A 23333-nucleotide genomic window follows, 5' to 3' on the forward strand; every position below is an offset into this window, starting at 1 on the left:
CTTAGCCAAACAGTCATTTAAAAAAATTGTTTGTCTACAGTTTCAGGAGTAACTATGGGCATGACTTTTACAGACATAGAAAATAAATCTGCCAAACGCCTAATTGGTATTGCTGCAGTCATTTTTCTGCATCTTCTTGTTGCCTATATTCTGATGTCAGGTTTAGCAAACAATATTCAAAAACCAGCAGAAAAACCTGTGGAATTACAAATTATTCAGGATATTAAGCCGCCGCCTCCACCAAAGCCGGAAGAGCCTAAACCCAAGGAAAAACCACCTGAGCCACCCAAAATGGTGGAAAAAGTTGCCAAGGTTCCAGAGCCGCCTAAACAAGTAGAGAAAGTGGCAACACCGGTACAAAAAACGACACCAGTGGCTCAACCGACTAAAGTAGCTACCCCTGTTGCTGCGGCACCTAGTACTCCATCTCCAAGCCCTGTTGCTGCACCTACTCCAGTGGCTGCTGCGCCGGCACCAAAACCAGCTGGTGTAAGTCGTGGAGTTTCGGAAGGCTCTGCTGGCTGTGAAAAACCGGAATATCCTCGTGAAGCACTGATGAATGAAGAACAAGGTACGGTGCGTATACGTGTTTTGGTTGATACATCCGGCAAAGTCATTGATGCCAAAGTAAAAAAATCGAGTGGTAGCAAAATTTTAGATAAGGCGGCAACTAAAGCTTATAGCTTATGTACGTTCAAACCAGCAATGAAAGATGGTGTGCCTCAGCAAGATTGGTATGAAATTGAATATCCATTCGTAATTGAATAAACAATTGAATTAGTAAGAAATTAAAAAATATTGGAGATATATGATGAAAAAATCAACTCAACCTTTAGTTCGTTTCGCCTCTGCAAGTCTAATCGCAGCTTGCTCGTTATTTCCATTAAGCTCAGTTTTTGCAGAAGAAACAAGCAATGCACCTGTAGCCACAGCAACCACTGAAGCCACATCAAATACAAATACCCCAACCCCACCACCGGAGCCCGCAACGAGTGAAACTGTTAAAAATCCTTATGGTCTAGAAGCCCTTTGGCGTGAAGGTGACTTAGTTGCTAAGTCTACATTATTTATTTTAGTACTCATGTCGATTGGAACTTGGTACATCATCATTTCTAAACTATTGCAGCAAGGTAAAGTCAAACGCCAAGGCAAAGAAGCTGAAAAACATTTCTGGGAGGCTACTTCCCTTGATAATGCTGCAGAAGGTTTAGAACAAAGTAGCGCTTATCGCTTTATTGCAGAAAAAGGCATTAATTCAACTAAATCACACGGCGGTTCTTTACTTGAGCGAATCGATTTTAATACATGGGTAAGCATTTCTATCCAACGCGCAATTGAAAAAATACAAAATCATTTAGGTGGTGGTTTAGCCTTTTTAGCAACGGTAGGTTCTACCGCACCATTTGTTGGACTTTTTGGTACCGTATGGGGAATTTATCACGCATTAACAGCTATCGGTATCTCAGGTCAAGCGTCTATCGATAAAGTTGCGGGCCCCGTTGGTGAAGCTTTAATTATGACGGCTATTGGTCTTGCAGTCGCAGTACCTGCTGTACTTGGTTACAACTGGCTTACTCGCCGCAATAAAGCCGTTATGGAAAATGTCCGTTCATTTGGCTCAGATTTACACGCGGTTTTATTAAGCGGAGAAATTAATACCAATAATTCAGTTAACCGTAATATTAAATAATCAGGAGCAAACATTATGGGTATGAGTGTTGGTTCTGAAGATGATGATGATGAAATGATTGGAACAATTAACACGACACCTCTGGTAGATGTCATGTTGGTTTTACTTATTATTTTTCTTATTACTATTCCAGTAGTTACACATACAGTTCCAGTGAAACTACCAGAAGAAAAAAATACTCCGTACGCAACCACGCCTGAAAATATTCAACTCTCAGTCAATAAGACAGGAGATATTTTCTGGAACGAAAGTTATGTACCGAATAAAGAAATATTGTTGGCAAAATTACAAGCCGTGGTACAAAAAAGACCGCAGCCTGAGGTACATATTCGAGGAGATCAGCTTACCCATTTTGAAGCGATAGATCAGGTCATTAGTACAACCAAACAAGCTGGTATTGGCAAAATTGCATTTGTTACTACCCCTCCAGCCTCCCAGTAATTATTTAAGGAGAATTTTATGGGTATGAATGTCGGTTCAAATAATGATGACGATGTAATGTTGGAAGTCAATATGACACCGCTTATTGATGTCATGCTGGTACTTATTATTATGTTTATTATTACTATACCTGCCCCAAACAACGCGATTAATATTAATTTGCCAAATGGGACACCACCACCAACAAATGAAAAGCCACCGGAAGTAATTGATGTAAGAATTGATGCAGCAGGTAAAGTGTTTTGGAATAACCAACAGGTTTCTAACCGTACGGCATTAGAGACTTTATTTCAAACTGTTGTTGCCAAAAAAGATCAAGACCAGATCAAACTCAAACCAGACCAAATGGCTGAATATAAAAATGTAGCAATGGTCATGGCTACAGCACAGCGTTTAGGGGTCACTAAAATTGGAATTGTGAGTAATAATTAAGTCATACATTTAATTTATTCTTTCAAATAAAAAAGCCTCCGAAGAGGCTTTTTTTATGACAGGTTAAAATTAGTCACCTGTATAACCTTTTAACTTTAAACGAGCAGCATGAAGTAACGGCTCAGTATAACCTGAAGGCTGTTCACAACCTTTAAAGATAAGGTCTGAAGCTGCTTGGAAAGCAATGTTAGTTTCAAAGTTAGCAGCCATTGGTTTATACAATGGATCATTCGCATTTTGCTCATCAACAACTTTTGCCATGCGTTTAAGCACTTCTTCAACTTGTTCACGAGTTACAATACCGTGACGTAACCAGTTAGCAACGTGTTGAGAAGAAATACGTAATGTGGCACGGTCTTCCATTAAGCCCACGTTATTAATATCAGGAACTTTTGAACAACCCACGCCTAAGTCAACCCAACGAACAACGTAACCTAAAATACCTTGGCAGTTATTTTCAAGCTCATTGTTAATCTCTTCTGCTGACCAGTTTGTTTCTGGTGCAAATGGAGGAGTTAACAAGTCATCTAATGACAACATTTCTTCAGCTTTTAACTGATCTTGACGTGCTTTTACATTCACTTGATGGTAATGCATCGCGTGAAGTACAGCACCTGTTGGAGATGGTACCCAAGCACATGAAGCACCCGCATTTGGATGTGCAGCTTTGGTTGCTAACATATCTTTCATGCTATCTGGTTTTGGCCACATGCCTTTACCAATCTGTGCTTTACCTTGTAAACCACATTTCAAACCAATTGCAACGTTACGGTTTTCGTAAGCAGCAATCCATTTTTGTGTTTTAACAGCTTCTTTACGAACAACCGGCGCAGCTTCCATAGAAGTATGGATTTCATCACCTGTACGGTCCATGAAACCAGTATTAATAAAGATCGTACGGTCTTTAGCAGCAGCAATACAGTTTTTCAAGTTTACAGATGTACGGCGCTCTTCATCCATAATACCGATTTTTAACGATTTAGGTGGCAACCCAATCGCCTGTTCAGCACGTTCAAATAGCTCTACAGCAAACCCAACTTCTTCTGGTCCATGCATTTTTGGCTTAACAATATACATAGAACCTTTGCGTGAGTTCTTATTTTCGTTTGTACTACGGATATCAGCAATTGATAACAATGGTGTTACCAATGCATCCATAATACCTTCAAAAATCTCTTCCCCATCTACTAAAATAGCTGGGTTAGTCATTAAGTGACCTACGTTACGAAGTAACATAAGTGAACGACCATGAAGTTTTGTAGTTCCACCAATTAAGTTTTTAATTTCGCGATCTTTATTTAAATCACGAACAATCGTTTTACCATTCTTTTCGATAGATTCTTGAAGCGTACCCTTCATTAAACCTAACCAGTTACGGTAACCTTCAACTTTTTCCTCAGCGTCCACAGCCGCAACAGAGTCTTCCAAATCTTGAATTGTGGTTACTGCCGCTTCAAATGTTAAATCTTTAACACCAGCGGAATCTGTTTGTCCAATTGGGCTAGATGGGTCGATTTCAATAATGACATGAAGACCATTGCTTAATAGTACGACTTCTGAAGGATTTGCTTCTTCACCGTTGAAACCAACGAACTGAGCTTCATGAGCTAAACCTGTTTTTGAACCATCTTTCAAAGTTACAACAAGTTTATTTTGCTCAATCGCATATTTTGTTGCGTCTGCATGTGAACCTTGCGCAAGTGGGAAAACTTCATTTAAGAAATTTTTAGCAAACTCAATAACTTTTGCACCGCGTACAGGGTTATATCCTTTGCCTTTTTCAGCTCCACCTTCTTCAGAAATTACATCGAAGCCGTAAAGTGCATCATATAAAGAACCCCAACGAGCATTTGCTGCATTCAAGCAATAACGTGCATTACGTACAGGTACAACTAACTGTGGCCCTGCCAACAACGCAATTTCTTCATCAACATTTTCAGTTGTGATTTGGAAGTCTTCAACTTCCGGTAATAAATAACCAATTTCAGTTAAGAACGCTTTATAAGCACCTAATTCAAATTTGTTGTTACGGTGCCATTCATCAATTTTTGCTTGTAATTCATCACGCTTAGCCAATAATGCTTTATTTTTTGGGCTAAGATCGACAACAACTTGCTCAAAGTTCTTCCAGTAAGTTTCACTATCTAAACCAGAACCTGGTAAAGCTTCATTTTCGATAAAATCGTAAAGTTCTTTAGCAATCGCTAACTTGCCTTTTTGAATACGTGCAGTCATTGTCTTTCCTGAAGTTGCTACTTTTTATACCAAGAGAATCCTAGTATACCGATTTAAATTAAGCTGAATACTAATATCACATTCCTAAATAGTAAGCATTTTCCCTTGCAAAACTATTGACAAAGATAAATTTTTCTATAAAGGAAATATTAAAATTCTAACTAGGATTCCCAACAATTTATTCAATATTTAAAGATACTGAAACTAGACTTTTTGTTAACAGACAAAAAATTTCACTATCTTGTTTTTCTAAAGCGTATTTAGTTATATCAAACTTTACAGTGTGAAAAAGCACTATTTAACTAAATTTATCAATTTTTGTTGTAAAAAAAGCGCCCTGTTTAGAGCGCTTTTTATATCTATTTTTTATGCGTTTTTAGTATCATCAATATGACGATGTTCAGAATGTAAATATTCGTCAGATTGCATTTCGAGTAAACGTGAACGCGTACGCTCAATTTCAAATGCTAATTTTTCACCCTGATAAATATCAATAATACTATCTTGAGAAGTTAAAAGTAATTTTACTCCTCGATCATAGAATTCATCGACTAGGTAAATAAAACGACGAGTGCCCTCTGACAAGAAATCTGTCAAATGAGGAACATTACTGACTAGAACCGTATTATAAATATTTGCAATCTCAATAAAATCTGCTGGGCTACGTGGTTTAAAGCAGAGTTCAGAGAATTCACACCATAACACGTCTTCTGTATGTCCGAGGGTCTCAACAACACGGTTATTAATCACAATCGGCTCTTGAGAATGAGATTGTGTATGAGTTAATGCATTAAAGCGCTCTGACATCCAGTTTTGTGCTTCATTACTTAATGGTGATTTAAATAATTGAGCCTGTTTTAGTACACGTAAACGATAGTCCACGCCCGCATCTACATTTAAAACAGCACAGTTCTTTTTAACCATTTCAATTGTTGGTAAGAAGCGATCGCGATGAATACCGTTTTTATATAAGCCATCTGGGGCAATATTTGATGTTGCAATTAATGTCACACCGCGAACAAATAATTTTTGGAATAAATCACTCAAGATCATTGCATCTGTTACGTTTGATACAAAGAATTCATCAAAACAGATAACAACAGCATCTTTATAAATTTGGTCAGCTACAATTTCAAGCGGATTACGTTGGCCTGAAAGCTTATTTAGCTCTTTATGAACATGTTGCATGAAATGATGAAAATGCATACGCGTTTTACGGCGAAATGGTACAGACTCGTAAAATTGATCCATCAGCCAAGTTTTTCCACGACCTACTCCGCCCCACATATATACACCCTTAGGTGAAGTTTGGCGACGAAAACGACGGAAAGCTTTTTTAGAGGCTTTATAACGGTTTAAAAGTTCCTTCCATACGCGATCTAATTCTTGCACTGCCTGTGCTTGCGCTTCATCTGCCATAAATTGGCCTGAAGCTAAAGCCTCAGCATAGCGTTCTGCTGGGGAAGAAGGAGTGAATGCAGTACTATGAGAAGATTTTAAATTTAACATATCGTTTTATTTCAATTTTAACTGATGAGAGTATAGCGAACATTTTGTTCAACCACATTAGCTTTTAGCATCAAGAGTTACGACGATGACTCTTTTGCATATTGTCGAGGACTCTGCCCAAACCATCGTTTAAAAGCATGATTAAATGCCGCTGGTTCAGAATAGCCGAGTAATTCGGCAACGACCTCTATTGAGTATTCCCTATATTCCATAAGCTTCAATGCCTTATTCTTGATAATTTGTTCACGAATTTGCTTATAACTCGTATTTAGCTGTTGCAATTGATGCCTTAATGTCCTTTCAGGCATTTTCAATGCAAAAGCCGTTTCTGCCATGCTCGGGATAATTCCTTGTTGCAACTCAAGATAATCTTGTACACATTGTATGATATGTGGAGTTTGATGATCTTGTTGATTTAATCTTGTTATCTCTGCAATACATTTTGATTCATAAATACGATGTGTAATGATATCGGCAGAAGGAATCTTGATTTCAAGTACATCCTTACTTAGGCTAAATGCCGCATATTTACCATTAAAATGCACATCTTCGCCATAATATGCAAAATATCGTGACAAAGTATCTAAATCAGTAGGTTTTTCAAAAGGAAGTTCTATACGCATCGTAGGCATTTGTAATCCCATCATCGTATAAATATCTTGAATAAACTTATAAGTCCCCGAGACTTCGCATTGTGCCCGTAACTGACCAATTTCAGTTTTCAAATCAACAGGCAAATAATTTAGAATGGTGCGCTCATCAGTTTCGTATAAACCTAAGCTACCAAATAAGTGAGTAAGTTTTTGATATTTTATACCTTTATTTAAAGCGGTTTGAATATCATGACTTGTAACAAGTAACATAAGCAAGGGGCCATACCCTGCTAAAGCGTAATGCTGTCCAATAAACAATCCCTTTTCAGGCTCAACATTTTTACTAATAATTTGTTGAATATCCCATTCAAGACGATCATGAATTGTAGAACTTGGGTCTAAAGCATCAACTTTAATACCTATATCGGCCAAACGTGAGTCGACATCAATGCCAGCGTTGCGCATTCCTTGAATTAAATAGATTAAACCAAGTATCGACCGTTTCATTCTTCTATCAATTTCCCTAGACTGAAATGTTTTACTATAAAGAAGCAAGAAAATTAATTGCCTAATCTATCAATTTTCACGTCGATACAATCATGTTTAAACTGATCAAAAAACGTTAGTCTTGCGTGCAATCCTCTTTTCAGCTTATGCAGGGTTTCCAATGCTAAACGCAAAGCAAGATACTATTCAAAAAACTAAAATCGCTATTATTGGGGCTGGATTTGGTGGCCTAGCAATGGCAATCCGTTTACTACAAAATCAACAGCACGACTTTGTTCTTTTAGAAAAATCAAACGATGTTGGTGGAACTTGGCGAGAAAATCGTTATCCAGGTGCAGCGTGTGATGTTCAATCTCACATGTATTCCTTGTCTTTTGCACCAAAGACCGATTGGACCAAACGCTATGCTGAGGGTCCAGAAATTTTTGAATATATTCAGAATATTACAGAAAAATATAAAATTAAAAATTACTGTAAGTTTAAGCATGACGTAACTCATGTCCAATATGATGAAACACGTCATGTGTGGACTCTAGATTTTAAGGACCAGCCTTCTATAGAAGCTCAATTTGTAGTTTTTGCCTCAGGTCCCTTACACATTCCACAAATTCCTTCTATCAAAGGGATCGAAAAATTCAAAGGGAAAGTATTTCATTCCTCACAATGGGAATACGACTATAACTTGAACGGCAAGTCAGTCGCATCTATTGGTACGGGCGGCAGTGCAATCCAATATATTCCTGAAATAGCTAAAGATGTTAAACAACTTTATGTATTTCAAAGAACAGCTGCATGGGTCATACCACGAGATGAGCGCAAATATTCAAGCTTAAGTAAAGCATTATTCAAATCTTCAAATATTTATCGCCAAATTCATCGTAGTCGTCTTTACTGGAGTAATGAATCTCGCGTTGTACCAATTGTTCAACCTCAAATCATGAAATATGGCCAAAAATTGGCAGAAGCATTCATACGTTTTCAAGTCAAAGATAAAGAGCTAGCAAAAAAACTCACACCTGACTTCGTCATGGGATGTAAACGTATTCTTATCTCAAATAAATACTTTCCTACCTTTAACCGAAAAAATGTTGAGTTAGTCACTGATAGCATTCAAGAAATTAAAGAAAACAGTATTATCACTAAAGATGGTAAAGAACGACCTATTGATTGTTTAATTTACGGTACAGGTTTTATTACTGACCCACGTATTTATTTAAAACATTTCACCTGTATGGGACGCAATCAAATCGAGCTAAAACAAGCTTGGAAAGATGGTGCAGAAAGTTATTATGGAATAATGACCAAGAATTTTCCTAACCTATTCCAACTCGTCGGGCCAAATACTGTTTTAGGACATAATTCGATTATTTTTATGATTGAATCTCAAGTAAATTACATTTTACAGCTTATTCAACTTGTAGAAAAATCTGGACAACAATCAATTGAGATTAAACCAGAAGTTCAAGACGCTTTTAATGAACGTGTTCAAAAGCAGCTTCAAGGAACTGTATGGCAAGCTGGTGGCTGTAGTAGCTGGTATCAATCTGCCGATGGAAAGAACTTTTCTCTATGGCCAACTTACACATGGAAGTATTGGTTAGAAACACGTAAAGTTAAGTCCAAAGATTACTTACTTTTAAATAAAAGCTCACAGAGCTATGCAGCTTAAAATGTTCAAGACATAATAGGTAGGTTGATAACAATCTATCTATTATATGCAATCCTTTTATCTCATCATTCAAATATTTTTAGCACTTGCTTCCGGTTATTTTTTAGCTCCAAAACTATCTCTAAATATCCGACACTTCATATTTAAAATACTTCCCTATTTTTCTTATATTCTGTTAGCAAGTGTAGCTTTAGAATTAACATTGGCCCTTGACCAAATTAAGAATCCTTCTGCCATACTCCCACCAGCGATTATTATTGCTCTTACAACATCTTTCGGTTCTTTCTTTACCTGTTTATTGGCTTATACAATTTTTGATAAACAAAGTGTCAAAGGGAAAATCTCACTTCAACTTTTTGTAAATGCTTTAAAAAATATTACAAAAGCTTTTTTTGCATTAGGAATAGGTGTTTTATTAGGAGCTATTGCCACCCAATTCAACTCACATATGGCATTTAATAGTTGGTATTTATTATTACTTTTTATTTTCTTAATTGGTATCGAACTTGCCTTTACCCACTTTAACCGTACATGGTTAAGCTGGAAAATTTTAATTGTACCTTTAGCTGCTTTTCTAGGGTCATGTATAGCGGGCTTTTTGAATTACTATTTACTTCACAAGCATTTTACACTGAATGAAACTTTAGCTTTAGCACAAGGTTATGGCTGGTATTCAATGTCAGGGATCTTATTTACGCAATTACATTCGGCAGAGTTGGGTGGAATCGCCTTATTAACCGACTTGTTTAGAGAAATTGTTGCTATTTTTCTAATGTATACCATGGGTTGGCGTTTTCCACGCCCTGCTATCTCAAGCGCTGGCGCCACGTCAATGGATGTTACCTTAGCAATGGTAAAACAGTCATGCGGTACACATTATGTACCACATGCCATGATGAGTGGCTTATTATTAAGCCTACTCGCCCCGTTATTAATTAGCTTATTCCTAAATCTTTAGGCAATTGAAGCCAAAATAGATTTCAACATTTCTGTTGGGTTTTCTGCTTTAGTAATCGGTCGACCAATAACCAGATGTGTAGAACCATCAAGCATAGCTTGCTTTGGAGTCACAATACGTTTTTGGTCGTCTGCATTAGATCCCTCTGGGCGAATTCCTGGTGTTACCAAAGAGAAGTCTTGCCCGATCAATTCACGAAGAATCTTAGCTTCTTGAGCAGAACAAACCACCCCATCCAAGCCACTTTCTTTAGTTAATTTAGCTAAGCGCTTCACATGCTCTACAGGTTCAACATCTAGACCAATATCTTTTAAATCTTCACGGCCCATCGATGTGAGTACTGTCACAGCAATAAGTTGAGTTTGATAATTACCTGCTTTTAAACGCTCCACACAGGTTTCCATCATTTTACGACCACCTGAAGCGTGAACATTTACCATCCATACGCCTAAATCAGCTGCCGCACAAACAGCTTGAGCTGTAGTATTAGGAATATCGTGAAATTTAAGGTCGAGGAAAACTTCAAAATTTTGTTCTTGGAGTTTTTTTACAACAGATGGGCCTTCATGAGTAAAAAGCTCTTTACCTACTTTTACACGGCACAAAGCGGGGTCAAGCTGTTCAACAATTTTTAAAGCGTCATATTGGCTTTTTGCATCTAACGCAACAATGATACTCAAGAGACTTTCTTCCATCATATAAAATCAGCGTTATTATAATAGACAAATCATGAAGGAATAAAGGAATGTAGATGCTCGCTTTCCAAATTTAAAAGCGATAAGACTAAAAGATTTTATATTTAGAAGAATAAAAGAAGAACGGATTAAATTAGGGAGATACTACTCTTTACTCATCAATAAAGAGTAGTACGGGGATTATAGCGGAGTAGAATTTTTATCTTGCGGATAAATATCTACAACGGTTTTTTCATGTCTTACATTTGCAGCTGCTTCTGCTGCTGCTAATTGAGCACTTTGAATTTGTTCTTTTCTTAAATGTTCAATATCTTTACGCAGGCGTTTAATTTCCCAACCTTTTTGGAATACTCTGAAAACCTGTACACCTAGTAAAAGACCGACCACTGTTCCTAGTACTAATGTGAGTAGCAATAATAAGCCTAAACGCATAGCAGGAACTTGAGTAAACAACAAATCAACAGAAAGCTCTGTTGGATTTTGCAAAACAAGTGCTAAAGAATAGCCAAATACAACAATAAGCAATGCAATTAAAATATAACGCATAGGCACCCCGACTTATAAATTTTATTTATTTCCCAGATTCGTTTACAGCATCACGAAGGGCTTTTCCGGGTTTGAAATGTGGAACAGCTTTAGCTGCAACTTCAACTGATTTTCCTGTTTTAGGATTGCGACCAACTCTTGGATCACGGTGGTGTAAAGCAAAGCTACCAAAACCACGGATTTCAATTCGATTATCAGTTGATAGTGCTTCTATCATTTGATCAATCATAATTTTAACCGCCTCTTCCACCAAAGGTTCAGCTAAGTGTGGGTTTTTTAGCGCAATGCGTTCAATCAAATCAGACTTATTAAGAGCTTCAGTAGTCATCTACGACCTCGTTATTTATTGCTACTCTATGTCGTTCGATAATAACCTGTTTAAATACAAAACGGTAGCGCAGTATGTTGAATACTAGGCTACCGTTTACAGTAATTTGTATAAAAAGTACAATTCCGTTACATGAAACTGTACTTTGTTAACTTATTACTTCATTTGTGCTTTGATCAAGTCACCAATAGTCTTAGGACCATTGTCTTGACTTGTTGTTGCTGTACGCAAGCTAGCAACTGCTTCTTTCTCTTCAGCTTCGTCTTTCGCTTTGATAGACAAGTTGATAGAGCGAGATTTACGATCAACGTTGATGATCTTCGCTTCAACTTCTTGACCAACTTCTAAGAATTTAGTCGCATCTTCTACGCGGTCACGGTTGATTTCAGAAGCTTTAAGAGTTGCTTCAACTTCGTCAGCTAACTTAACAGTTGCGCCACGAGCATCAACTGCAGTTACAGTACCTTTAACTAAAGCACCACGTTCGTTAGCAGCTAAGAAGTCATTGAACGGATCGCTGTTCAATTGCTTGATACCAAGACTGATACGGTTACCTTCAGCGTCTACAGACAAGATAACAGCTTCAACAGTGTCACCTTTCTTGTAACGACGAATAGCTTCCTCACCTTGCTCGTTCCAAGAAATATCAGACAAGTGTACTAAACCGTCGATACCGCCGTTCAAGCCAATGAAGATACCAAAGTCAGTGATAGACTTGATAGTACCAGATACTTTTTCGCCTTTCTCATGAGCTTTAGCAAACTCTTCCCATGGGTTAGCACGAGTTTGTTTGATACCAAGGCTGATACGACGACGTTCTTCATCAACTTCAAGAACCATAACGTCAACTTCATCACCAATCTGAACAACTTTAGATGGGTGGATGTTTTTGTTAGTGTGGTCCATTTCAGAAACGTGAACTAAACCTTCAACGCCTTCAGCGATTTCAGCGAAACAGCCGTAGTCAGTTAAGTTAGTTACGCGAGCTTTAACGATAGAACCTTTAGGGTAACGGCTCATGATCGCTAACCATGGATCTTCGCCTAATTGTTTAAGGCCTAAAGATACGCGGTTACGTTCACGGTCAAATTTAAGTACTTTAACAGTAACTTCTTGACCAACTTCAACAACTTCTGAAGGGTGCTTGATACGCTTCCAAGCCATATCTGTGATATGTAGAAGACCATCAATACCGCCAAGATCAACGAATGCACCGTAATCAGTAAGGTTTTTGATAGTACCTGTAACTGTTTGACCTTCTTCAAGTTGAGCAAGTAATGCTTCACGGTCAGCAGAAGATTCAGCTTCCATAACAGCACGACGAGATACAACAACGTTATTACGTTTAGCATCAAGTTTGATTACTTTGAACTCTAACTCTTTACCTTCAAGGTGAGTAGTGTCACGGATAGGACGAGTGTCAACTAATGAACCTGGTAAGAATGCACGAACAGGACCGATGTCAACAGTGAAACCGCCTTTAACTTTACCAGAGATAACACCAGTAACGATTTCGCCATCTTCAAAGATTTTTTCAAGTTTAGTCCAAGTTTCAGCACGCTTAGCTTTTTCACGTGATAAAACTGTTTGACCCATACCGTTGTCAAGAGCTTCAACAACTACGTCAACAGTATCACCAACCTGAACTTCAAGTTCACGTTGTTCATTTAAAAATTCAGCACGGTCAACAATGCCTTCAGACTTTAGGCCAGTGTCAACAGTTACCCAGTCGCTATCGATGTTTACAACAACACCTTGGATGACTGCACCCTTTTCAACGTTGAGGTTTAATTCACTTTCTTCAAAGAGGGCTGCAAAAGATTCGGTCATGATATACCTGATAAATTCAGCGGTCTTGGATCAGACAAGGCCGGTTTAGTTAAGTATCAACATAGTCTTTATAGACTGATCAAGCTATGCTTCAACTGATAATTCTATTTACTAAATAGTACGGCTATCGACATAATCAACCATTAACTTAAATACCTGATCGATCGTTAATTCCGAACTATCAATGATATAAGCATCTTTGGCTGGCTTGAGCGGAGCAACTTCTCGCTCCATATCTCTTTTGTCACGCGCCTGTATATTAGCTAAAATGTCGTTTATTTTAGCATCTAGCCCCATACCCTGCAACTGTTTTACTCTTCGCTCAGCACGCGATTCAGCCGAAGCTGTCAGATAAATTTTAGCGTTTGCTTCAGGAAAGATAGATGTTGCCATATCACGACCATCTGCAACTAAACCAGGGTTTTGCGCAAAAGCTCTTTGTCTTTCAAATAACGCTTGTCTAAGCTCTGGAACCACTGCAACTTTTGATGCGTATTCACCAACTCGTTCTGTACGAATTGTTTGAGACACGTCTTCACCATCCAAAAAAACCAAAATCCCTGATGCAGAAGTCTCAAATTTAATATCCAGTTGACGAGCATATTGAATACATTCATCAAGCTGACTATCTAATTTCTCTAATAAATCGTGTTTATGTAATGACAACCCTAACAAACGATATAACGCACCCGAATCAAGTAAATGATATTGATAATGTGCTGCAAGTTTTGCAGCCAATGTTCCTTTACCCGAACCACTCGGACCATCAATAGTAATAATTTGAACTGTCATTGAACTCTCACTAAGAAGCAACTGCTTTAGCTAATCTCGAAAAGCCTAGTGTAATGGCTAGTTTTAGCTGTGCAAGGATTAATTTACTTACCATTGGCGCTTTTGCCGTTAACTCGATGCGGTATGTAACTAAAGTAATATATGGGGTAATTTCAGAAAACTCGATTCTACCTAAATGATGTTTAATCAAAGGATTATCTATTAATTTATATTCAATACTTTTATTTTCTTCAAGCAATGTAATTTCTTCTTTAAGGGGCTTGATTGGACCAAAGCCCATACGTCGAACTGAGCCTAAACCATCAGGTCTTTTAGAATCAGCTGAGTCTTTTACACGCACAACTTGTAAAGGTGCAAAAGCAGTATTATAAGTTGAATGCTTAGAGAGCAAGTTAAATACATCACTAAGAGGGGCATTAAATTCTTTTTTTACGGTAATTACATTACGCATTGAATAGTCCTTATTAAATAGAATCATGGCATTAAAACCGCATTAGTTTGCCATAAGCACATGTTATTTTTTAATCATTTAAGGACGTTTTTTGTAGTTTCTCTTGTCTCTTTTGCTCACGTCTTTGTTTAAAAAAATGACTAAGTTGCTGAGCACATTTTTCTTGCAGACAGCCATTCTGAAATGTAAACCTGTGATTGTAATAACCTTGCTGCAATAACTGGCGTGCACTTACCAAGGAACCTGCTTTAGGTTCGGGTGTACCAAAAACTACATGTTTGATTCTCGCATGTACTAATGCACCTACACACATCGTGCACGGTTCAAGAGTGACATATAAAGTTGTATCTTCAGGTAATCGATAATTTTCTAATGAGGAACATGCTGCCCGAATAGCTTGAATTTCTGCATGTGCAGTTGGATCTAACAAAGTAATAGGAGCATTATAACCTGCTCCAATTAGTCGATTTTCACTCACCAAAACTGCTCCAACTGGAATCTCTCCCTGTTGAGCAGCTAATTCAGCTTGCTCGTAAGCAAGCTGCATCCAGTATTCATCACTATATTCAGTCATTATTTTAGGTGATCACACCGTGCTGTCTAAGTAAGGCATTCCAGCTATCTATTGAAGTGACTGGTGGACAATCAGCCAAAATACCTCTTAGACTTAGATCATCACATTGTTTCCATTCTGGTGATAAGTCTTTATCCACCAAGCGCGCACGAACACCTTCCACAAAGTCAGGATGACGTATTTTCCACTCAGAAATCTGAGCTTCTAAGTCAAAGACCTCATCCCATGAATGTATTTGTTTGCCCCATTGCCATAGTAACCAAGTAATTGCCGCTGTACTAGGAGAACCTTTTTGCAAGTTTTCACTCGCTTGGCGCAACCAATCGCTGCTCGCATCACGCAAACTAACAATCGCTTGATAATCTTGTTCAAAATTGAAACCACGGCAAACGCTATGAATTACATCAAGTGAGTTTTGCAATGGACCTGCTGCAACAGGCCGGTGCAAGCTATTTAAAGTATCATCAATTGCTCGAAAATCCCCTGCAGGATAATGAGCCCAATTAATATTTAAAACTTTCTGCAAAACATTATCACGCTGTGCTTCACAAATATGTGTAGCCCAACCGATGCTATATGCTCCAGCAGCTGTCATGATTGAACCAGTTAAACCGGTAAACAAACCTATTGGACCACGATCAGCCAAGAAACGGCTCGCCCCAACATCTGGATATAAACCAATATTAATTTCAGGCATTGCTAAGCGTGAATATGGTGTTACTAGACGAAATGGTGCAGCCATAAACAAGCCTAAACCACCACCCATCACATAGCCTTCACCCCAAACAACGACTGGTTTAGCATAATTATGTAAGAGTAGATCTAAAGCATATTCCTGTTGGAAGAACTTATTTGCCGTATCTACTTCTTGATTTATAACAAGTTGACGTAATTTTCTAACGTCGCCACCTGCACAAAAAGCTTTTGGTGTAGTTGAGTCTAACCAAATTGCTTTAACACGCTCATCATCACGGAAATCTTCAAATACACGCAATAATGCCGTTACGATTGATTCATCTAAAGCATGTAATGATTTAGGACGATTCAAACGTACTATACGCCAGCCATTTTTTGCTTCTTCAACCACCAAGTCCGGGTGATAGTTATTTACATTGGGAGAGTTCATCATGCGTCCAATTGCCAGTCTATGGGCTCAATGCCATGTTGTTTCAAATATTGATTTGTTTTTGAAAACACTTTGCACCCGAAAAACCCCCCTCTATTTGCAGCAAGAGGTGATGGATGAGCGGCTGTTAAAACCAAGTGTTTATCTCTATTTATACGTTGTCCTTTGCGCTGCGCATAAGCACCCCACAAAATAAATACTACATGTTCTCTTTGCTCATTTAAAACATCAATAACTTCATCAGTAAAGGCTTCCCAACCCTGTTTTTGATGCGAAGTCGGCTGTCCAGCTTCAACTGTAAGCACGCTATTCAGCAAGAGTACACCTTGTTTAGCCCATTTTGTTAAGTCGCCATGGCGAGGAGCTGGAATACCTAAATCTGTATGTAATTCATGAAAAATATTGCGTAAAGATGGCGGTAATGCAATACCTTTTTGAACAGAGAAACTTAATCCATTGGCTTGATTTGGGCCGTGATATGGGTCTTGCCCTAAAATCACAACTTTCACTTCAGCCAATGGTGTCGTATTTAAAGCATTAAAGATTTGCTTACTCGGTGGATATATTATTTTTTGAGCTTGTTTCTGTTGAAATAAGAAATCGCGCAAGTTATCCATCTGAGGACTTAATAGAAAAGGTGCTAAAGATCTTTTCCAACTTTCTTCTAATTGAACTTTACTGAGTTTATCTTGCTGTTGCTCAGTTAATTGCATTAATGTCATCCTAGATCAATTTTCAATTCTACAAATACTGTAAGTAATTCGATTTATACTTCGACTTGTAAATCAACTTGAGGATTATTAAATTTAATCCCTGTTTTCAAGTCTTCATACATGCGTGGATTTGCCCACTCTATCTGAATTTGTTCTGAAAAAACAATTCTATCGAGACTTAAAATACCCATTTGTTCATTTTGAATATCTTCAATAAAGCTTTGAGCATATCCAGTATCAGTCTCATGAACAATAACAGAATACACTTCAACATCACCTTCCCCATTTTGAGTGACTGTTGATTGCAAAACTTGCTGAGCTAGATAAAAGAATATACGTGAAAACTGTTCAGCCGACGGTGAAACTGGTAAAGAAATCCAACGAGCACTAAAAGTCTGGCATGCATCAATATATTGGGGATCATCTTTTTCCCAAAAACAGATTGCATGGTCAAAGCTATCGAAAAGATCTTTTATTACTCCCTTTAGGAGTCCAAAATCATAAACCATTTGCCCATGATCTAATTTCGAAGCTTTAAGCAATAATTCAACTTTATAGCTATGTCCATGAATTGATCGCTTACAACGATCCGATGTACAGTTACGTACAACATGTGCATTTTCAAACTTAAATAACTTACGAATTAACATGTGCCAAATCGATCATTCCTTCTAAGAACATTATTATAAAGCAAAAGACGAAAATTTCGCACCACTTTTCAATTAGAAACAATTAGCAAAAAGTATGATAAGACTTGTGAAGAAACATTGAAGCTACGCATATAAAAAATTTAGATTTATTCCAATATGTACTCGAGAAAAATTTATAATTACAAACCTCGATATTCCACCAAAAGCAAATAAATTATAAATTTTCAATTAGTTAAAAGGCGCCATATTTCTAGAATATACATAAACCTGCTTATCGCTGCGCATTAAGGCACTTGTAAACTGTCTTTTTCTATTATTCAACACAACCTCAATTTGTGCCTGAAAAAAGCTCGACTTCACATCTAAAAGGCTATTAACTTCAGTTTTCTTTTGTGTATCAACTGCTGAAAAAGCATTCAATTGCCATAATTCATCAATATTTTGAAAGAATTTTAAATTTTGTTGGCGTGATTGAAGTTCTTTTTCTATAGTCCCTAAATCTAATTTTTGATCAATACTCGCTAATACTAATGGTGATGCAGTATTAATATTCACTTTTGTATTTTCAGGTAATGCCGATATGTATGGTGCAATTAAATCATATTTTTTCCCTTCAAAACCTCTTACCAACTTCAACTCTTCAATACGATGAAATTTAGCGTTTGAAGCCAAATAGCCAGGATCAAGGCCTTCATAATAGTTACTTTCTGCTCCCATAGGTCCAGATGGTTCGTCATCTGGATCTTGCCAATCAATAACTGCTTGGCTTAACTCTGCCGGCAAACCTACACGCACAAGCAACCGCTCAAACCAATTTTTAGCAGCTTCGTTTACCGTACCTTCATTAGTCGTTAAATTGTTCAGATTAAATTTACCTGACTCATCTAGTAAACGTCCCGATACGATTCCATCTTCTATTGGGAAAGGTGGCATCGGTTGTGCCCAGCTTTCCTTTAAATGATCAATACCACCAGCATTATTTGTATCTTGAATTAACAACTCAGAAAAAAAAGCTTCTGCACTTTTTGCATAAAGTAATGACTGATTTTGGCGCATCAAATAACCCGTATTTTCCATGGTATTAGTTTGATGCTTTGCAATAGAGGCAGCTAAAATTGTAGCCAAAGCAACCATAATTAGAATGGTTAATAAAGCTACACCTTGCTGGTTCTTTTTATAGTGCAACATATCACCCTCTTCCTTCTTTGGAGAGTGATGAACCCCCTTGATTCAAGCTATAAACCCACTCATAAGTTACACCTGCAACCGTGAGTTGTATTTTTATACCTTTCGGTAACTTTCTAAATTCTTCAGGTTTTGTAGGGTCAAGATTAATTTCTGGCCACTTTGTCACTTCTTGCGGTGTCAACACCATAATTTGAAATTGTTCAACTTGGCTCAACAGTGTACTTGATAGGGGCTGCTCTCTATTTGAAGTATTTAAATTACTATATTTAAGACGATAAAGCTTTTTTTGGTCAGGGTCATATTGATATTCAATACGCTCAAAAGGTGATAATCCTTGCTTTAAAGGGTCAGTAACACCTGCCTTACTAAAACGAAGAACTTGATTATTAAGCTCTAGAGCTGGATGTAATTGCCCGCCTTGATTTGCTGACAAAGGTATAATCTGCAACGTATCACGCAAAACTTGTTGATAAGCATCTTGTAATTCAAACAACTGCACTTCATGTTGAGTATTACGATCACGGACTTTTAGTAAATAATCAAAAACCTTCCAACCCAACAGAGATAAAATAGCAAAAATTGCAATCGAAACTAAAAGCTCAACTAAAGTAAATCCTGAGGCCCGAATTAATCGAGCACTGCTCGATCGTGCCGCAAGACGAGGAGCTGTGCTTTGAGAGCAAAAATATTTATTTTTTATCATTATTTCGCTTTCATTGGGTAATTAAAAAATACCAAGTGGGTAATACCATTTTGAACTTTCCCCTTATCAGAATCATATAAACTAACTTGTACATCTACTTTTTGAACATTTGGACTAATTGTAGGTTGCGCAGATTTATCAATCTGCCAAGTCTCGCCTTGAGAAGCCACTTGCTTACTTTGTGTACCTTCGAGCCATTCCTGATTTATTTCCATTAAAGCAACTTCATTCATTGCAACAAACTGTGCTTTTGTTCTAAGAATTGCATTTGAGGTAGATTGAGTATATTGCATGGCTACTTTAGTTAGCGCCACAGCCGCCACTGCAAAAATTGCTAAAGCAACCATCACTTCTAATAGAGTAAAACCTTTAGATTTCATTTATTTTACCCAAATGATCAATTTGTATTTCTGAACCAATTGGTTTTTGCTCAAAGTAGAACTGGATTTTAACGGTTTTAGCTTCACCATTGCCAAACCAGATTAACTGAGGAGCTTGCCCTCCAATTAAATCGGTATTCGTAGCTTTTGAATAGTTTTGCGTATCTAAAGGTTGTACTGTAAACGATACATGTTTAGGCAGTTGCCGCGTAGTAAATTCTGAATATTTTTGCCAGCGATTTTTTATATCTTGAACCTGTAATTTACTCTGGTCGTGATATTCATACAGTTCATAAGAAAATGGTGAAACGTCGGTTTCGCTGAGAGTGGATAAAGCTAGAACACGAGATTGATCAAGCGACTCTTTACCAATTTTATGTATATCAAGCAAAAATAGCTCTCTTGCTTGCATTGCTTTCTTTTGGTCAACCCCACCAATGTTAAGTACGACGAGTGAAGTCATAATCGTCATAATAACAATCACCACCATCACTTCAATAAGCGTAAAACCTTTTTGGGATCTAGGTGATTGAGTTTTCATATCGACCTAAGCATATTGCTCAACAGCTTGTTTAGGTAAGGCTAATGCCTGATCAATATAAGCCACTCTCAAAGTGTCTCTTGAACCTAAATACCGTTGGTAAAAACTTGAATTGAGAATAGCTGCTGCACCATGAGTTAATGACCAAATAGAAGCCAAATAATCACGAGTTGTCATATTACTTTGAATAGATTCTAAATAATGATCTGTCATACGAATGATAATTCGCAATCGCTGTTTACGGACCTGATAAAGCTCATGAAAAAGATGATGGACACCTTGAGCAGTGATTGAGAGTTTTTCTTCAATTTGGTGAAATAAAACTGTTCGCTCAGGATGGTGTAAATGATGCAACATGAAAAAAGCTAAATGTTCTGGAAAGGCCTTTTCAGTATCTTGAACCATTTCAAGTAACATACGCTCATTACGAATAATCAACAGCATGTACAACTCATCTTTGCTTTGAAAGTGTTTGTACAAAGTTCCTTTTGCTAAATCAAGCTCAGCAGCCAGGACATCAAGTGTCATTCCAGCTTCGCCATTTTCTAGCAATAATTGTTCCGCAACCTGAAATATTAATACTTCTCTTGCTCGGAACTGAGCCTGACGATCCATCTTCACGCAATTACTCTCTTATATAGTTTCTATAACCTAAATCGCTTTTAACAAGTTCTCAAAATTTTGTGAGGTGATCATTGCAATTTCCTCAACCGATTTATCATATACATCACTGAGCGCTTTGGCTACATAAGGCACATATTTTGGCTCATTTGTTTTACCACGATATGGAACAGGGGCTAAATATGGACTATCTGTTTCAATTAAAAGACGATCTAGAGGAACCTGTTTAGCAACATCTCTTAGATCTTGCGCGTTCTTAAATGACACAATGCCGGAAAAAGAAATGTAATAGCCACAATCCAGCACAGCTTTAGCCGTTTCCCAATCCTCAGTAAAACAATGCAGAATCCCATGTGTTGAGTTTTCAGCACGAATAATATCTACCGTATCATGCTTTGCTGAACGGGTATGAACGACAACTGGTTTTTTTACAATTTTTGAAGCTTGGATATGTCTTGCAAAACATGCCTTTTGCTCCTCAATAAAATCTGTACTGTGATAATAATCTAGTCCAGTTTCACCTAAAGCCCATACTTTTTCTGATTGAGCTAAGTCAACTAAATATTCGGTTGTTGCGCGTGTCATAGTATCTACATCTTCACAAGGATGTACGCCGACCGTATAACCAACGTCTTCATGTTTTTTTGCAATTTCTGCTAGTGCAATATGGTCATCTAGATCTACGGAAATTGCCATAAACTTAGACACTCCTTCTGCTCGCGCTGCTGCAAGCGCAAGATCCAGATCACCGTTATAAGGCGTTAAATCCAACATCGTTAAATGGCAATGCGTATCAACAAACACTTTTCTTTCCTATTTAATTACATGGTATAACTTGGGCGGTCTAGAGACATACTACCAGCCAAAACTCGTTCTGCCTCGTTTTTATAGTAAATTCCCTTATCTCCACTCAACTGAATAGCAAAACCTTGAGGTTTAAATCCACTTTGCTTATGGGAGATCCAGATTACCTTACCTGTTAGAGGAATTTTTTGAGACTGCTCAGGCAAAGTTGCCAAAATGAAAATTTCTTGTCCCATCTTTACCTTTTGTTTTGATGGTACGAATAGACCTCCACCTTGCACATACCCCATATAGCTTGCTTGTAAAGTAGCTTTATCAGGAATATTTACCTGAATAATCCCCCCCATTTGCGGCTGCATCATCTTCCCCTTAAATATTCATTAACGTTATAAACAACTGATCTATAATTAGTTGACTTTGTACATTTTGCTCAACAAGCTTTTTTGCTTGTTGTAATTCATTATAAATATTAAATAAGCTTTCTAAATCATAATATGAGCTTAACTGATCAAAATCTAAATCAGTATTTTTCTGTGGTTGATTTAGCTTGACACAAATTAAATCACCCAACAAGTATTCAAAAAGCATTATAAAATCACTAAAGCTTAATTCTTTTTGCCACTTGCCAGAGAAAAATAGAGGCATATCTTTTTGAGCAACAATCTTAAGCCAGTCATTTAAGAAAATCAGCCTTTTCGCAAACCAATCACTTTTAGCAATTTCTATTGCTTGTAAAGGCATATCATTGGATAAACCAAGTAATAAATCTGGTTGTACTTCTGCAATCTCAGATAAATGTTCATTCAAATAGGATGTAGCTTGCTCGTAGGAGATACGATCCAAAGCAAAATGCTGTAAACGGCTACGAATAGTGGCAGGTAATTTAAGGTAGTGATCAGCCAATAAAATTAAAACAACACGCTCCCCCGGCTCTTCTAAAGTCTTTAGTAAAGCATTTGAGGATGCCAAATTAAGCGCCTCAGCAGGTTCAATCACAATAACGCGCCAACCTTCTCCCGTTTGTTGTACGAAAGGTAGTAAGTCACGTATCTTTTCTATTTTAATTTTTGCATTCTGCTTTTTATTTTCTTCATCCGTTGTGATATGAACATAATTGGGATGAGTGTCTGATTTTAGCCATTGGCAACTGCTACATTCCCCACAAGGGCCTTGCGCCTGCTTATTTAAACAAAGCACCCACGCTAAAAAATGCTTAGCAAAAGCATGTTTCCCACACCCTTGCTTGCCGTAAAATAAGAGACCATGTCCAATATTGGGAAACCTTGTAGTCAAGGTATCCCATGTTGTTTGCTGCCAAGGATAAACCTTTGAAGTTACATTCGGATTCATTAAAAAT

Annotated in this window: 27 protein-coding genes; 6 read left to right on the forward strand and 21 right to left on the reverse strand. The window is 37.5% G+C overall.

Features of this window, described 5'->3' with window-relative positions:
• The first annotated feature begins 54 nt into the window (after nt 1–54).
• The 4 genes from F931_RS09580 to F931_RS09595 are packed head-to-tail and all read left to right on the forward strand — an operon-like array spanning nt 55 to nt 2563.
• The gene (locus F931_RS09580) at nt 55–768 is read left to right on the forward strand and encodes an energy transducer TonB (RefSeq protein ID WP_016141176.1); all 714 of its coding nucleotides are present in this window, start codon (nt 55–57) and stop codon (nt 766–768) included.
• A gap of 40 nt (nt 769–808) precedes the next feature.
• Nucleotides 809–1690: a MotA/TolQ/ExbB proton channel family protein gene (locus F931_RS09585; protein WP_080649465.1), complete on the forward strand. Its 882-nt coding sequence runs from the start codon at nt 809–811 to the stop codon at nt 1688–1690.
• 15 nt (nt 1691–1705) lie between these two features.
• Nucleotides 1706–2131 (forward strand): ExbD/TolR family protein, encoded by a 426-nt coding sequence (locus F931_RS09590; RefSeq protein WP_016141178.1) that lies wholly within the window; start codon nt 1706–1708, stop codon nt 2129–2131.
• 18 nt (nt 2132–2149) lie between these two features.
• Nucleotides 2150–2563 (forward strand): ExbD/TolR family protein, encoded by a 414-nt coding sequence (locus F931_RS09595; protein ID WP_016141179.1) that lies wholly within the window; start codon nt 2150–2152, stop codon nt 2561–2563.
• A gap of 69 nt (nt 2564–2632) precedes the next feature.
• On the opposite strand, the gene glcB is transcribed toward F931_RS09595, so the two are convergent.
• The 3 genes from glcB to F931_RS09610 form a co-directional block, all read right to left on the reverse strand.
• On the reverse strand, nt 2633–4798 hold the full coding sequence (glcB, locus tag F931_RS09600) for a malate synthase G (protein WP_016141180.1): 2166 nt from the start codon (nt 4796–4798) through the stop codon (nt 2633–2635).
• 366 nt (nt 4799–5164) lie between these two features.
• Nucleotides 5165–6307, reverse strand: coding sequence for a cell division protein ZapE (gene zapE / locus F931_RS09605; protein ID WP_016141181.1), 1143 nt, complete (start codon nt 6305–6307; stop codon nt 5165–5167).
• Nucleotides 6308–6384: 77 nt separating this feature from the next.
• Nucleotides 6385–7407 (reverse strand): AraC family transcriptional regulator, encoded by a 1023-nt coding sequence (locus tag F931_RS09610; RefSeq protein ID WP_016141182.1) that lies wholly within the window; start codon nt 7405–7407, stop codon nt 6385–6387.
• Between the two features lie 121 nt (nt 7408–7528).
• Here F931_RS09610 and F931_RS09615 point away from each other — a divergent pair, with 121 nt between their 5' ends.
• A complete protein-coding gene (locus tag F931_RS09615) occupies nt 7529–9076 on the forward strand; it encodes a flavin-containing monooxygenase (protein ID WP_080649466.1) in 1548 nt (515 codons plus the stop codon).
• Between the two features lie 46 nt (nt 9077–9122).
• The gene (locus F931_RS09620; protein ID WP_016141184.1) at nt 9123–10034 is read left to right on the forward strand and encodes a LysO family transporter; all 912 of its coding nucleotides are present in this window, start codon (nt 9123–9125) and stop codon (nt 10032–10034) included.
• Here the strand turns inward: F931_RS09620 and pyrF are convergent.
• The 18 genes from pyrF to holB all read right to left on the reverse strand — a co-directional run bounded on the left by pyrF (nt 10031) and on the right by holB (nt 23326).
• Nucleotides 10031–10729 (reverse strand): orotidine-5'-phosphate decarboxylase, encoded by a 699-nt coding sequence (gene pyrF / locus F931_RS09625; protein ID WP_025470315.1) that lies wholly within the window; start codon nt 10727–10729, stop codon nt 10031–10033. The genes F931_RS09620 and pyrF overlap by 4 nt on opposite strands.
• A 180-nt stretch (nt 10730–10909) precedes the next feature.
• Entirely contained in the window at nt 10910–11275 is a 366-nt protein-coding gene (locus F931_RS09630) for a lipopolysaccharide assembly protein LapA domain-containing protein (RefSeq protein ID WP_016141186.1), read from the reverse strand.
• Nucleotides 11276–11300: 25 nt separating this feature from the next.
• A complete protein-coding gene (gene himD, locus F931_RS09635) occupies nt 11301–11603 on the reverse strand; it encodes an integration host factor subunit beta (RefSeq protein WP_002121337.1) in 303 nt (100 codons plus the stop codon).
• Between the two features lie 156 nt (nt 11604–11759).
• Nucleotides 11760–13433, reverse strand: coding sequence for a 30S ribosomal protein S1 (rpsA, locus tag F931_RS09640; protein ID WP_002121348.1), 1674 nt, complete (start codon nt 13431–13433; stop codon nt 11760–11762).
• Nucleotides 13434–13544: 111 nt separating this feature from the next.
• A complete protein-coding gene (gene cmk, locus F931_RS09645; RefSeq protein WP_016141187.1) occupies nt 13545–14225 on the reverse strand; it encodes a (d)CMP kinase in 681 nt (226 codons plus the stop codon).
• A 10-nt stretch (nt 14226–14235) separates the two neighbouring features.
• Entirely contained in the window at nt 14236–14676 is a 441-nt protein-coding gene (locus F931_RS09650) for an SRPBCC family protein (protein ID WP_016141188.1), read from the reverse strand.
• Between the two features lie 70 nt (nt 14677–14746).
• The gene (tadA, locus tag F931_RS09655) at nt 14747–15250 is read right to left on the reverse strand and encodes a tRNA adenosine(34) deaminase TadA (protein WP_016141189.1); all 504 of its coding nucleotides are present in this window, start codon (nt 15248–15250) and stop codon (nt 14747–14749) included.
• A gap of 4 nt (nt 15251–15254) precedes the next feature.
• Entirely contained in the window at nt 15255–16379 is a 1125-nt protein-coding gene (gene hibch / locus F931_RS09660; RefSeq protein ID WP_080649467.1) for an enoyl-CoA hydratase/isomerase family protein, read from the reverse strand.
• Complete coding sequence (gene ung, locus F931_RS09665; protein ID WP_016141191.1) at nt 16376–17089, reverse strand: uracil-DNA glycosylase; 714 nt, start codon at nt 17087–17089, stop codon at nt 16376–16378. Before ung ends, hibch begins: the two co-directional genes overlap by 4 nt.
• Nucleotides 17090–17142: 53 nt before the next feature.
• The gene (locus F931_RS09670) at nt 17143–17739 is read right to left on the reverse strand and encodes a 6-pyruvoyl trahydropterin synthase family protein (RefSeq protein ID WP_016141192.1); all 597 of its coding nucleotides are present in this window, start codon (nt 17737–17739) and stop codon (nt 17143–17145) included.
• 228 nt (nt 17740–17967) lie between these two features.
• Nucleotides 17968–18927, reverse strand: coding sequence for a type II secretion system minor pseudopilin GspK (gene gspK, locus F931_RS09675; protein ID WP_016141193.1), 960 nt, complete (start codon nt 18925–18927; stop codon nt 17968–17970).
• A 1-nt stretch (nt 18928) separates the two neighbouring features.
• Nucleotides 18929–19630, reverse strand: a complete 702-nt coding sequence (gene gspJ, locus F931_RS09680) for a type II secretion system minor pseudopilin GspJ (protein ID WP_016141194.1) — start codon at nt 19628–19630, stop codon at nt 18929–18931.
• Nucleotides 19630–20010 carry a type II secretion system minor pseudopilin GspI gene (gene gspI / locus F931_RS09685; RefSeq protein ID WP_016141195.1) on the reverse strand — a complete coding sequence of 127 codons (381 nt, stop codon included), beginning with the start codon at nt 20008–20010 and terminating at the stop codon, nt 19630–19632. The genes gspJ and gspI overlap by 1 nt, the downstream gene beginning before the upstream one ends.
• On the reverse strand, nt 20000–20551 hold the full coding sequence (locus F931_RS09690) for a type II secretion system protein (RefSeq protein WP_016141196.1): 552 nt from the start codon (nt 20549–20551) through the stop codon (nt 20000–20002). The genes gspI and F931_RS09690 overlap by 11 nt, the downstream gene beginning before the upstream one ends.
• Nucleotides 20552–20557: 6 nt before the next feature.
• Nucleotides 20558–21166, reverse strand: a complete 609-nt coding sequence (locus tag F931_RS09695; protein WP_016141197.1) for a TetR/AcrR family transcriptional regulator — start codon at nt 21164–21166, stop codon at nt 20558–20560.
• Between the two features lie 36 nt (nt 21167–21202).
• Nucleotides 21203–21976: a TatD family hydrolase gene (gene ycfH / locus F931_RS09700; RefSeq protein ID WP_016141198.1), complete on the reverse strand. Its 774-nt coding sequence runs from the start codon at nt 21974–21976 to the stop codon at nt 21203–21205.
• Between the two features lie 17 nt (nt 21977–21993).
• Nucleotides 21994–22335: a PilZ domain-containing protein gene (gene pilZ / locus F931_RS09705; protein ID WP_025470317.1), complete on the reverse strand. Its 342-nt coding sequence runs from the start codon at nt 22333–22335 to the stop codon at nt 21994–21996.
• Nucleotides 22336–22345: 10 nt separating this feature from the next.
• Entirely contained in the window at nt 22346–23326 is a 981-nt protein-coding gene (holB, locus tag F931_RS09710) for a DNA polymerase III, delta' subunit (RefSeq protein WP_016141200.1), read from the reverse strand.
• Nucleotides 23327–23333: the final 7 nt, after the last annotated feature.

It is taken from the genome of Acinetobacter pittii ANC 4050, from assembly GCF_000399685.1.
In the GTDB taxonomy this organism is placed as follows: domain Bacteria; phylum Pseudomonadota; class Gammaproteobacteria; order Pseudomonadales; family Moraxellaceae; genus Acinetobacter; species Acinetobacter pittii_E.